The following is a 12453-nucleotide window of genomic DNA, read 5'->3' on the forward strand; positions in this document are numbered from 1 at the left end:
TTGAATTTAATTCTTTATTTCTTTTTGGCTACTGCTTTTTTAACGGCTGGTTTCTTCGCTGTAGCCGTTTTTTTGGATGCAACTTTTTTGGCCGGTGTTTTCTTGGCTGGTGTTTTCTTGGCAATCATTTCTTGAACTTCAGCCAATGTTAACTTTGTTGCATCAACATCTTTACTTAATTCAATTTTTATCTTGCCTTTCGTTATAACCGAACGACCCCAACGTGCCTTCTCAACTAATATTCCTTCTTCCTCCCAATTGTGAAGGACTTTATCAATATTCTTCTGTAATTTATCCTCAATCAATTCTTGTATATCCGACTGAGATAAATTATCAAAATTATATTTCTTACTTACATTTATAAAAATTCCATTCCATTTGATAAAAGGACCGAAACGACCAGTGCCTTTTTGAACTCCTTCTCCTTTATAAACAGCAATTGGAGCATCTGCGACAGCTTTTTCATCAATTAATTCCTGAGCCCTAACCATCGAAACATCCAAAGGATCTTCCCCTCTAGGCAAAGAGATGAAAACACTTCCATGTCGTACATATGGTCCATAACGACCATTACTCACTTCGACTTCTTCTCCTTTATATATACCCAAGTTTTTTGGAAGCAAAAATAAATTCAAAGCATCTTCTAAGGTAATATTACCTATATTTTGTTCGTGTCTAAGACTCGCAAATTTTTTATCTTCATCTTCAGCATCACCAATTTGAGCCATTGGTCCAAATTTACCCAAACGAACCGAAACTGGCTTCCCTGATTCTGGATCAATTCCCAATATTCGTTCTCCACTTTCTCTATCAGCATTGGCTTCGACATCTTTTACTGTTGGGTGAAATTTATCGTAGAACTCCTGCATCATCTTTGTCCACTCAATATTTCCTTCGGCAATTTCATCAAAATCCTGCTCGACTTTTGCAGTAAAATTATAATCCAAAATATTCCCAAAATTCTTTACCAAGAAATCAGTAACAATTGTTCCAATATCTGTGGGAACTAATTTTCCTTTATCAGAACCTGTATTTTCCTTAAGCAACTTCTCTGCTAATTTCCCAGATTGCAAAGTCAACTGAGTATAATTTCTCTCTAACCCTTCAAGATTTCCTTTCTCAACATAATTTCTGTTGATAATAGTCGAAATAGTTGGCGCATAAGTAGAAGGACGGCCAATACCTAATTCTTCCAATTTTTTTACCAAAGAAGCCTCTGTATATCTTGCCGCAGCTCTTGAATATCTTTCGGTTGCAGTAATAAAATTGTTTTGTAATTTTTCATTCACTTTCAAGGCAGGTAACAAACCTTCCTGCTCTTCCTCTTCATCATCATGTCCTTCAAGATACACTTTCAAAAACCCTTCAAAAAGCAAGACCTCACCTGAAGCAGTAAATATTTCACCATGATTATTGGCTTCTATTTTTACATTGGTGCGTTCCAATTTGGCATCACTCATTTGAGAAGCCAAAGTCCTTTTCCAAATCAAATCATATAAACGCGCTTGATCTCGGTCAATATTTACCGTATGAAGTGACATATCGGTCGGACGAATTGCTTCGTGAGCTTCTTGCGCCCCTTTACTTTTATTAGCAAAAACTCTTGGGTTAGAAAACTCTTTCCCATACGATTTGATAATTTCAGCCTGAGCTGCATCCATCGCCTCTTTGGACAAATTCACACTGTCTGTTCTCATATAGGTAATAAGTCCAGCCTCGTACAAACGTTGCGCCAATTGCATTGTGATTCCAACAGGCAAATACAATTTTCTTGCAGCTTCTTGTTGCAAAGTCGAAGTCGTAAAAGGAGCCGTTGGTGATTTTTTGGTAGGCTTAGTCTCTAAGTCCGCTACCTTATATGTAGAACCGATATTTTGCTTTAAAAAATCTTCGGCTTCTTTCTTTGTATTGAAATTTTTTGGAAGTTTGGCTTTAAAAGTCTTACCAGCTTCATTTGTAAACTCCGCTACAACCGAATAAGTTGCCACAGCAGTAAAGTTTTGAATTTCACGTTCTCTTTCCACAATCAATCGAACAGAAACCGATTGCACACGTCCTGCAGATAAACCACCTTTTACTTTTCTCCAAAGAACCGGTGACAATTCATATCCAACCAAACGATCCAAAACTCTTCGCGCTTGTTGTGCATTAACTAAATTATAATCGATTTCGCGTGGTTTTTCAATGGCTTTGAGAATAGCCGTTTTGGTAATTTCATGAAAAACAATACGCTTAGTTTTTTCTTTTTTAAGTTTTAATTCTTCCGCCAAGTGCCAAGAAATAGCTTCTCCCTCGCGGTCCTCATCACTCGCTAACCATACCATGTCGGCATTTTTAGCTAAAGTTTTTAATTTGGACACCAATGCTTTTTTATCCGAGGAAACTTCGTACTTGGGTTTAAATCCATTTTCGACATCAACACCAATTTCCTTAGAAGGTAAGTCGGCAATATGCCCGTAACTAGATTCTACCTGATAATCACTTCCTAGAAATTTTTCGATTGTTTTTGCCTTTGCAGGGGACTCAACTATCACTAAATTCTTTGCCATTTTGCTATTGTTTGAATCGCAAAAGTAATTTTTTTTTTTAAATATCAACCTTTCATTGATTTTAAAAACTAATTAAATCGGTAAATGAACGAATTCAACAACACAAAGCACATCTATTTTCATCAGTCTATAATGATGTAATCCCAACTTTAACCTGAAATAGGCAAAACCATTAAATACAAAAACCACCTTTAAAACAATAAAACAACAATTTCATTTCACCTATATATATAGGTATAAAAAAGAAAATTACATTTAATTTTTCAAAAAGTAAATCCATTTAATTATTTGGTTAAATTTACTACAAGAGACCAGATCAAATCTGCAAAATTATTTAATGAAACGAACTGAACAGCTACAAAAATTAAAACATAACCAAGCTTGGGACTTCATCATTATTGGAGGAGGTGCCAATGGACTCGGCGTTGCAGTAGATGCGGCAAGCCGAGGTTTCAAAACAATACTTCTCGAAGCGGTGGATTTTGCAAAAGGCACCTCAAGCAGAAGCACCAAATTAGTTCACGGAGGTGTTCGTTATCTAGAACAAGGCAATCTCTCCTTAGTCATTGAAGCGCTAAAAGAAAGAGGCTTAATGGAAAAGAATGCAGGACATTTGGTCAAAAATGAATCGTTCATTATCCCAAATTACAACTGGTGGGGAGGTTATTTTTATACCCTTGGTTTAAAATTCTATGATTTATTATCTGCCAGATTAAGCCTCGGAAGTTCTAAATATTTATCCAAGAAAAAAACATTGGAATTAATTCCTTCCCTTGAACCAAACGGATTACAAAGTGGCGTACTGTATCATGATGGGCAGTTTGATGACTCTCGATTGGCCATAAATCTGGCGCAAACAGCCCTCGAAAAAGGAGCTTGCGTGCTTAATCATTTTAAAGTTGTCCAATTAATAAAAGATGTCGAAAACAAAGTCACAGGCGTCAAAGCTATTGATCAAGAATCAGGAGAGGATTTTACTATACAAGGAAAGGCAGTGATTAATGCAACTGGTGTATTCACGAATGCCATCATGAAAATGAATGATACGGTTTATAAAAAATATATCGTTCCCAGCCAGGGTATTCATTTAGTATTTGACAAATCTTTTTTACCGGGTGATTATGCATTAATGATTCCGAAGACGAGTGACGGAAGAGTGCTTTTTGCTGTTCCTTGGCACGACAAAATTGTTGTGGGTACCACGGATACTTTGGTCAAAAAATCAAATATTGAACCAATAGCATTAGAAAAAGAAATTGAATTCGTATTGGAAACAGCGCAAAGATACTTAACCAAAAATCCAACACGAGCCGATGTACTTTCGGTTTTTGCAGGTCTCAGGCCTTTGGCAGCACCCGATAAAAAAGGGCAAAGCACCAAAGAACTTTCCAGAAGCCACAAAATAATTGTTTCCGAAACCGGGTTAATCACCATCACGGGTGGAAAATGGACAACCTACCGCAAAATTGCCGAAGAAATCGTCAACAAAGCCATTGCTGTACATCAATTAAGCCCAAATAAATGTATAACCGAACATTTGGCTATTCATGGAAACAAAAAAAATAGTGCTGAAGATTTTGAAAATCATTTATTCATTTATGGCACGGACAGCAAAGCCATTCTTCAACTGCAAGAAAACGAGCCCGAACTAAAGGAAAAACTACATCCTGATTACAATTACACTTTAGCGGAAGTTGTCTGGGCAATTCGAGAAGAGATGGCAACCACGGTTGAGGATGTTTTGGCGAGAAGGGTTCGATTGTTATTTTTGGACGCACGGGTTGCAATTTCTTGTGCAGACAAAGTAGCTCGTTTAATGGCAAAAGAATTAGGACATGACGAAAACTGGATTCAAAATCAATTGGCCGAATTTAAAACTGTAGCTAATGGTTTTCTTTTGAAAGAGTTTCGGGTTCCATAAAGCATATCAAACTCATTCTTTAAGATAAAATACAGCTATAAAAATGACTGCCTTAGCCCCGATTACATCACTATACCTTTATTTTCGTAGGAGTTCAGCGAACTTCGTTTGAAATGAAAAGCGGGAATTAGCTCCCTTACAACTTCACTAAATTATCAGAATTTGGAAGGACTTAAAAAGTTGTTAATTCTTCGGCTGACATCTTGTCATAATCACTGTATTTCCCTTATCTTTGCGCTTTGAAAATGCCATATGGAAAAGATAATTGAAGAAAGCAAACAAGGGAATAGCCTTGTTCTAGAACATAAACCAGAGAATACAAAAAAACTTTTTATAGAAAGCTATGGCTGTGCGATGAATTTTTCGGACAGCGAGATTGTGGCTTCCATATTGTCTGATGGTGGTTACAATACCACTTCAGTTTTGGAAGAGGCGGATTTAGTTTTAGTAAATACCTGTTCTATTCGGGACAAAGCGGAACAAACAATTCGCAAACGCCTGGAGAAATACAATGCGGTAAAACGCACCAATCCGAAGATGAAAGTTGGAGTTTTGGGATGTATGGCGGAACGTTTGAAAGAAAAATTTCTTGACGAAGAGAAAATTGTAGACCTAGTTGTGGGACCTGATGCCTATAAAGATTTACCAAATTTATTAAGTGAGGTCGAAGAAGGTCGCGATGCTATCAACGTGATTTTATCCAAAGAAGAGACCTACGGTGACATTTCACCAGTTCGATTGATGAGCAACGGAATTACGGCATTGGTTTCTATCACGAGAGGTTGCGATAATATGTGTACGTTTTGCGTGGTGCCTTTTACCCGTGGTCGTGAGCGCAGTCGCGAACCACAAAGTATTATGAACGAAATTCAGGATTTGTGGAGCAAAGGATTTAAGGAAATTACACTTTTAGGTCAAAACGTTGATAGTTATTTATGGTATGGCGGCGGTTTGAAAAAGGATTTTGTCAATGCTACTGAAATGCAAAAAGCAACAGCGGTGGATTTTGACCAATTACTGGAAATGGTAGCGGTTGGTTTCCCAAAAATGCGTATTCGTTTTTCGACTTCAAATCCTCAGGATATGCACGAAAGTATTTTGCACGTTATTGCGAAATATCCTAACATTTGCAAACACATACACTTACCGGTACAATCGGGCAGTAATCGAATCTTGAAAGAAATGAATCGTTTGCATACCAGAGAAGAATATATGGCTTTGATTGATAAGATTCGTTCTATCATTCCAAATGTTGCCATTACTCAAGACATGATTTCGGGCTTTCCGACAGAAACGGAAGAAGACCATAAAGACACCTTGAGTTTGATGGAATATGTAAAATATAATTTTGGTTATATGTACAGCTATTCCGAACGTCCTGGAACTTTGGCGGGAAGAAAAATGGAAGATGATGTTCCTGAAGAAACTAAAGCAAGAAGACTGCAGGAAATTGTCGATTTACAACAAAAACATGCTTGGATTCGTTCTGAGGAATTCATTGGCAAAACAGTGGAAGTTTTGGTTGAGAAAGTTTCGAAAAAATCTACTGAGGAGTTTTCTGGTAGAAATTCACAAAGCATAACTGTCGTTTTCCCAAAAGAGAATTATAAGATTGGTGATTTTGTGAATGTAAAAATTAATTCTTGCACCTCTGGAACTCTGAAAGGAGAAGCGGTAGGTTTGAGTGATATGAATTAGAAAAAAACAGACACAGATTTCACAAATTAGCACAGATTAAAAAATTATAGATGGAAAAAGAAATTACAATTGAATACAATCCAAACATAGACACTTTAGTAAAAGTCTCCAAGTATTTATTAATACGTATGCCTTTTTTAAAAATTGCTCCTTTTCTAATAGTAATATTTATTCTACAAAGCAATTTAGGAACTCTTTTAGAATCCAATAACAATGCTAATTCAAAAAATTGGGATATTATTGATGTCTTCCCTTTTGTCCTAATCATTACAATATGGGCTTTTGTCTATTTTCGAACAATATCGACAATGAAAAAAAATATACTGAAAAATAAAAAAAACCTAGAAACTCAAAAAATATTATTCAAAAACAACTCTTTCATTCAAGAAGGCGAAACTTTTAAAATAGAGAATTTCTGGAAAGATTCATATCAAATCAAGGAAACTAACGAGTGGTTTCTAATTTATTTACAGAAAAATTCTGCTTTACCAATTATCAAAGCAAATTTAAAAGACAATGAATACAATGAATTAAGACTGCTTTTTAATTCAATCGATATAAGAAAGAGTTTCAAAAATTAAAATTATTATGACCAAAAAAAATATACTTATCGCTTTGATTACTTTTATTATTGCTTTTGGAACAACATTCTATGTCATTAGAACTTATTTCCCAAAACACAAAGTTGAAAAAACAGCTATCCAAAAAGATACGCTAACAAAGCCTCAATAGTAGAAAAAGAATCGAACAGTTATTCAATCAAATTTCAATTTTAATAATCAGGAAAATTTTCAGAGATTTTTAATTTGTTACAATCTGTGAAATCTGTGTTAGAAAAAAAGCAAATGGATACAGTACAATCAATAAAACAGCGCTTTGAGATTATTGGAAATGATCCAAAGCTCAATCGTGCCATAGAAAAAGCAATTCAGGTTGCCCCTACCGACATTTCGGTTTTGGTGGCTGGAGAAAGTGGTGTAGGAAAAGAGAATATCCCAAGGATTATACATTCATTATCACACCGAAAACACGGTAAATATATTGCTGTAAACTGTGGAGCAATTCCGGAAGGAACTATTGACAGTGAACTTTTTGGTCACGAAAAAGGGGCTTTTACAGGTGCCACAAGCACCCGTGAAGGGTATTTTGAAGTTGCCAATGGTGGTACTATTTTCCTTGATGAAGTGGGAGAATTACCCTTGACTACACAAGTGCGTTTGTTACGTGTTTTGGAAAATGGGGAATTCATAAAAGTGGGATCTTCTCAAGTTCAAAAAACGAATGTCCGAATCGTGGCTGCGACCAACGTCAATTTATTCAAGGCTATTGAAAAAGGGAAATTTCGTGAAGATTTATATTATCGTTTAAGTACCGTTGACATTCAATTGCCACCACTTAGAGAACGAAAAGAAGACATCCATTTATTGTTCAGAAAATTTGTGGCTGATTTTGCCCAAAAATATAAAATGCCTCCATTGAAACTGGATGATGCCGCTATTTTGCTTTTGCAAAAGTTTCGCTGGAGCGGTAATATTAGACAATTGCGAAATGTTGCCGAACAGATTTCGGTATTAGAAACCAATAGAGACATTACAGCTGCGACTTTACAGACTTACCTTCCAAGCGAAGACAGTAATTTACCATCGGTAATTAAAGACAAAAAAAATGACAGCGATTTTAATACCGAAAGAGAGATTTTGTACAAAGTCCTTTTCGATATGAAAAGTGACTTACATGATTTGAAAAAACTGACATTGGAATTAATGCAAAATAGCAGCTCCAATGTTCAGGAAGCCAATAAATCGCTTATCAAAAAAATATACGGTTCCAAGGAAGAGGACAGTGAAATTGATTTTGAAGAAGAACCAAGAACTTCGTTTATATCCAATTCAAATAGAGAACAGAATTACGAAGAACAGGACAACAATAATTACCTTTTGGCCGAAACCATTGAAGAGGAAGAAATCTTGAGACTCGAACAAAAAGAAATCGAGATGATTAAAAAATCATTGGAAAAAAACAAAGGAAAAAGAAAAGCCGCAGCAGATGAATTGGGTATTTCGGAACGCACTTTGTATCGAAAAATAAAACAATTTGATTTATAACAAAAAATAAAATTTCAAAAAAACAAATTTCAAATCACTAATTCGATTTTTGTACATTTGAAATTTGAACCAAATTAGATTTTGGAACTTATACATTTTATGAAAAAAGCACATTATCTCTTATTAATAATTAGTTCATTCATCCTAAACAGTTGTTCGGTATATAACTTTACAGGAACCGGTAAAATTGATGCCAAAACATATCAGGTAAATTTCTTTCCAAACAATTCTGATTTGATTGAACCGGGAATTGACCGAACTTTTACACTTACATTACAGGACTTGATTCAGAATCAAACTAATTTGCACTTAGTAAAAAATGGAGGAGATTTAATGTATGAAGGAGAAATTACAGATTACCGCATCAGTCCAATGACTGCAACTGCCGACCAAAAGGCGGCACAAAACCGATTAAAAATTAGAGTAATGGTTAGATTTACCAATAAAAACAAGGAAGCTGACGATTTCGAAAAATCTTTTGAGTTTTATTATGACTTTCCTGCTGCCCAGCAATTGACAGGAGCAACGAAAGATGCCGCGATCAAAGAAATTTTCGAAAGAATTACTCAGGATATTTTCAATGATTCACTTGCAAAATGGTAACCGGCAGTAATCAGATTGCAGTTTTCAGTTAACAGAAAACAATTTAATTTTTTAGTGTTCGATTTCAGACAAAAGAATACTAAAATAACAAGACAAAACACTTAAATTAAGGAACACAAAAAAAATGAACGTTAGTAGCTATAATTATTTATTAAACCAACCCGAAGAAATCAACGAGATACAAACGGTGGCTTTAGAAAAAGTATTGGATGAATTTCCATTTTTTCAGAGTGCACGAGCGTTGCGTTTAAAAGGGCTGTACAATCAAAATAGCTACAAGTATAATTTTGCATTAAAAGTTGCCGCCGCACACACTACCGACCGTAGCGTTCTATTTGACTTTATTACTTCCGAATCTTTTACAGCTATTCAAAAAAAGACTTATGAGAAAAAAATTCAGGAACTCCTTAACATAACCGTAATTGACAGTCAAATCGTCGAAAAAGAAGAGATAACGCCAACTGCAACAACTCCATTGCAGCATTCTATCCTTACTTCCATAAAAGAGGCTAATGCTAATCCTGCTCAAAGCAATTCTCTCTTTATTGAAAAATTAGAAATCGATAAAAATGTTGAACAATCGATTCTCGACTCTATTAAGGAAGCTACACCAATAAAAACGGAAGAAGTAACAACGGAAGCTGAGAAAAATTTAGAAATTGGGAAACCACTGGATTTTTCAAAATCAGAAACACATTCATTCCATCAATGGCTTCAAATTTCGAGGATACAACCCATTATGCGAGAAAATCCACAAGAAAATAATAGTATGGCAAAAGAACCCGAATCTATCATTGACGAGAGTAAAAAGAAAAAAGCAGAATTGATTGATAAGTTCATCGAAACCAGTCCAAAGATTCCGCCTATAAAACCCGGAGTAGTCTTCACACCAAATATAGATCTCAACAAAGAGGATAATTCTTATTTAATGACAGAGACTCTGGCTAAAGTGTATTTGGAACAAAAAAAATATCAAAAAGCCATACAAGCTTATGAAATATTAATTTTGAAATATCCAGAAAAAAGTAGTTTCTTTGCAGACCGTATAAAGGATATTAAAATAGTACAACAAAATAACAATTAATAATAAATAGTATGTTTTCAATTTTTTTAGTTTTAATTACAATAGTATGTTTTCTATTGATCGTAGTAATAATGGTTCAAAACCCTAAAGGCGGTGGACTTTCTTCTACAATAAGTGGTTCTCAAATGTTAGGTGGTGTACAAAAAACTACTGATTTCTTAGACAAAAGTACTTGGACATTGGCAACTATATTAATTGCTTTAATCTTACTTTCAGGTTTAAGTTTCACAGGAACTTTAAGTGATGCTGATTCAAAAATCATTGACAACACTGAAACTGCAGCACCAAAAACTAATGCTCCTGCGACAAATGCTCCTGCACAAAGTACACCTGCAACTCCAGCAAAATAATTTATTTACATAAATACTCAAAATGCCAGCCTGTCAAAGCTGGCATTTTTTATAAGAAAAAATGTCAGTTTACGTACTGTGGCATAATTTCTGAAATACAACAACAGTAAAAATTAACATAAACATAAAAAATCATGACTTTAAACATTAAACCACTTTCAGATCGAGTTCTTATCGAACCAGTTGCAGCTGAAACGAAAACGGCGTCAGGGATTTTTATTCCAGATACCGCAAAAGAAAAACCACAAAAAGGAACTGTAGTTGCAGTAGGAAATGGAACTAAAGACCATACCATGACTGTCAAAATTGGTGATACAGTACTTTATGGAAAATATGCTGGGACGGAATTAAAATTAGAAGGAAAAGATTACCTAATCATGCGTGAGGACGATATCCTTGCGATAATCTAAAAAAGTGTTAAGTATAAAGAATTAAGTATCAAGATAACTTGACAACTTGAAACAAACTAAACTTTAAACAAAATTTAAAATGGCAAAAGATATAAAATTTGATATTGAAGCACGTGACGGTTTAAAACGTGGAGTTGATGCATTAGCGAATGCGGTTAAAGTAACCCTGGGTCCAAAAGGACGTAACGTAATTATTGGAAAATCTTTTGGTGGGCCAAACGTAACTAAAGATGGTGTTACAGTTGCCAAAGAAATTGAATTGAAAGATCCATTGGAAAATATGGGTGCTCAAATGGTAAAAGAAGTTGCTTCAAAAACCAATGATTTAGCTGGAGACGGAACTACAACTGCTACGGTATTGGCACAAGCTATCGTTAAAGAAGGATTGAAAAACGTTGCTGCCGGAGCAAATCCAATGGATTTGAAACGTGGTATTGACAAAGCTGTTGAAGCTATCGTTGCTGACCTTGCCAAACAAGCAAAAGTAGTAGGTAGCGATTCTGAAAAAATCAAACAAATTGCTTCTATCTCTGCCAACAATGATGAAGTGATTGGAGAATTAATTGCCAATGCTTTCGCTAAAGTAGGTAAAGAAGGTGTAATCACTGTTGAAGAAGCCAAAGGAACAGATACGTATGTAGATGTTGTTGAAGGAATGCAATTTGACAGAGGATACCTTTCTCCATACTTTGTTACCAATCCAGAAAAAATGGAAGCAGAACTAGAAAGTCCATACATCCTTTTGTATGACAAAAAAGTTTCTTCTTTAAAAGAATTATTACCAATATTAGAACCAATTGCACAAACTGGAAAACCATTATTGATTATTGCTGAAGATGTTGATGGTGAAGCTTTATCAACTTTGGTGGTAAACAAATTGCGTGGTGCCTTGAAAATCGCTGCTGTAAAAGCTCCTGGTTTTGGAGACAGAAGAAAAGCAATGCTAGAAGATATCGCTATCTTAACTGGTGGAACTGTAATCTCTGAAGAAAGAGGATATACTTTGGAAAACACAACATTAGAGATGCTAGGTTCTGCAAAAAGAGTAACTATCGACAAAGACAACACTACAATTGTAAGTGGTGCTGGAGAAGCAGATATGATCAAAAATCGCGTGAACCAAATCAAAGGTCAAATGGAAACTACGACTTCTGATTATGATAAAGAAAAATTGCAAGAACGTTTGGCTAAATTAGCTGGAGGTGTTGCTGTACTTTATGTTGGTGCTGCTTCTGAAGTAGAAATGAAAGAGAAAAAAGACCGTGTTGACGACGCACTTCACGCGACTCGCGCTGCTGTTGAAGAAGGAATTGTTGCTGGAGGTGGAGTAGCTTTATTGAGAGCTAAAAACGTTCTAAGCACTATTGCTTCAGACAATGCTGATGAGAAAACAGGTATTCAAATTATTTCTCGTGCGATAGAATCTCCTTTAAGAACTATTGTCGAAAATGCAGGTCTTGAAGGCTCTGTTGTTGTTGCAAAAGTTAGTGAAGGCTCTGGAGATTTTGGATACAATGCCAAAACAGATGAGTACGTAGATATGCTAAAAGCTGGAATCATTGACCCTAAAAAAGTAACTCGTATCGCATTAGAAAATGCTGCTTCGGTTGCGGGAATGATCTTGACTACAGAATGCGCATTAATCGATATTAAAGAAGAAAATGCAGGTGGAGGCCACATGGGTGGAGGTATGCCAGGAATGATGTAAAATCAGCATTAGATTTCAACTATAA

General features: G+C 35.4%; 11 protein-coding genes. 10 read left to right on the plus strand and 1 reads right to left on the minus strand.

All coding sequences use genetic code 11. The features are described 5' to 3' along the window. Window positions 1-14 precede the first annotated feature (14 nt). Window positions 15-2549: a type I DNA topoisomerase gene (gene topA / locus C8C85_RS04595; protein ID WP_116796029.1), complete on the minus strand. Its 2535-nt coding sequence runs from the start codon at window positions 2547-2549 to the stop codon at window positions 15-17. A gap of 337 nt (window positions 2550-2886) precedes the next feature. Between topA and C8C85_RS04600 the strand changes: the two genes are divergently transcribed. The 10 genes from C8C85_RS04600 to groL all read left to right on the plus strand — a co-directional run bounded on the left by C8C85_RS04600 (window position 2887) and on the right by groL (window position 12428). Further along, the gene (locus C8C85_RS04600; protein ID WP_116796030.1) at window positions 2887-4470 is read left to right on the plus strand and encodes a glycerol-3-phosphate dehydrogenase/oxidase; all 1584 of its coding nucleotides are present in this window, start codon (window positions 2887-2889) and stop codon (window positions 4468-4470) included. A gap of 252 nt (window positions 4471-4722) precedes the next feature. Continuing rightward, window positions 4723-6168, plus strand: a complete 1446-nt coding sequence (miaB, locus tag C8C85_RS04605) for a tRNA (N6-isopentenyl adenosine(37)-C2)-methylthiotransferase MiaB (protein ID WP_116796031.1) — start codon at window positions 4723-4725, stop codon at window positions 6166-6168. A gap of 50 nt (window positions 6169-6218) precedes the next feature. Beyond that, a complete protein-coding gene (locus C8C85_RS04610) occupies window positions 6219-6749 on the plus strand; it encodes a YcxB family protein (protein WP_116796032.1) in 531 nt (176 codons plus the stop codon). 7 nt (window positions 6750-6756) lie between these two features. Continuing rightward, a complete protein-coding gene (locus tag C8C85_RS18425; RefSeq protein WP_165818093.1) occupies window positions 6757-6900 on the plus strand; it encodes a hypothetical protein in 144 nt (47 codons plus the stop codon). Between the two features lie 113 nt (window positions 6901-7013). Then, window positions 7014-8273: a sigma-54 interaction domain-containing protein gene (locus tag C8C85_RS04615; RefSeq protein WP_116798367.1), complete on the plus strand. Its 1260-nt coding sequence runs from the start codon at window positions 7014-7016 to the stop codon at window positions 8271-8273. 99 nt (window positions 8274-8372) lie between these two features. Continuing rightward, window positions 8373-8876, plus strand: coding sequence for an LPS assembly lipoprotein LptE (gene lptE, locus C8C85_RS04620; RefSeq protein ID WP_116796033.1), 504 nt, complete (start codon window positions 8373-8375; stop codon window positions 8874-8876). 124 nt (window positions 8877-9000) lie between these two features. After that, complete coding sequence (locus tag C8C85_RS04625; protein WP_116796034.1) at window positions 9001-9960, plus strand: tetratricopeptide repeat protein; 960 nt, start codon at window positions 9001-9003, stop codon at window positions 9958-9960. Between the two features lie 11 nt (window positions 9961-9971). Then, a complete protein-coding gene (gene secG, locus C8C85_RS04630) occupies window positions 9972-10310 on the plus strand; it encodes a preprotein translocase subunit SecG (protein ID WP_111409973.1) in 339 nt (112 codons plus the stop codon). A gap of 134 nt (window positions 10311-10444) precedes the next feature. Next, the gene (gene groES / locus C8C85_RS04635) at window positions 10445-10720 is read left to right on the plus strand and encodes a co-chaperone GroES (RefSeq protein ID WP_100431955.1); all 276 of its coding nucleotides are present in this window, start codon (window positions 10445-10447) and stop codon (window positions 10718-10720) included. A 79-nt stretch (window positions 10721-10799) separates the two neighbouring features. After that, window positions 10800-12428: a chaperonin GroEL gene (groL, locus tag C8C85_RS04640; protein ID WP_116796035.1), complete on the plus strand. Its 1629-nt coding sequence runs from the start codon at window positions 10800-10802 to the stop codon at window positions 12426-12428. Window positions 12429-12453: the final 25 nt, after the last annotated feature.

Source organism: Flavobacterium sp. 103 (genome assembly GCF_003096795.1).
In the GTDB taxonomy this organism is placed as follows: Bacteria; Bacteroidota; Bacteroidia; order Flavobacteriales; family Flavobacteriaceae; genus Flavobacterium.

Excerpts from the sequence above, each read along its gene's own strand:
- topA (WP_116796029.1), bottom strand. The coding sequence starts at position 2,549 with ATGGCAAAGAATTTAGTGATAGTTGAGTCCCCTGCAAAGGCAAAAACA.
- C8C85_RS04600 (WP_116796030.1), top strand. The coding sequence starts at position 2,887 with ATGAAACGAACTGAACAGCTACAAAAATTAAAACATAACCAAGCTTGG.
- miaB (WP_116796031.1), top strand. The coding sequence starts at position 4,723 with ATGGAAAAGATAATTGAAGAAAGCAAACAAGGGAATAGCCTTGTTCTA.
- C8C85_RS04610 (WP_116796032.1), top strand. The coding sequence starts at position 6,219 with ATGGAAAAAGAAATTACAATTGAATACAATCCAAACATAGACACTTTA.
- C8C85_RS18425 (WP_165818093.1), top strand. The coding sequence starts at position 6,757 with ATGACCAAAAAAAATATACTTATCGCTTTGATTACTTTTATTATTGCT.
- C8C85_RS04615 (WP_116798367.1), top strand. The coding sequence starts at position 7,014 with ATGGATACAGTACAATCAATAAAACAGCGCTTTGAGATTATTGGAAAT.
- lptE (WP_116796033.1), top strand. The coding sequence starts at position 8,373 with ATGAAAAAAGCACATTATCTCTTATTAATAATTAGTTCATTCATCCTA.
- C8C85_RS04625 (WP_116796034.1), top strand. The coding sequence starts at position 9,001 with ATGAACGTTAGTAGCTATAATTATTTATTAAACCAACCCGAAGAAATC.
- secG (WP_111409973.1), top strand. The coding sequence starts at position 9,972 with ATGTTTTCAATTTTTTTAGTTTTAATTACAATAGTATGTTTTCTATTG.
- groES (WP_100431955.1), top strand. The coding sequence starts at position 10,445 with ATGACTTTAAACATTAAACCACTTTCAGATCGAGTTCTTATCGAACCA.
- groL (WP_116796035.1), top strand. The coding sequence starts at position 10,800 with ATGGCAAAAGATATAAAATTTGATATTGAAGCACGTGACGGTTTAAAA.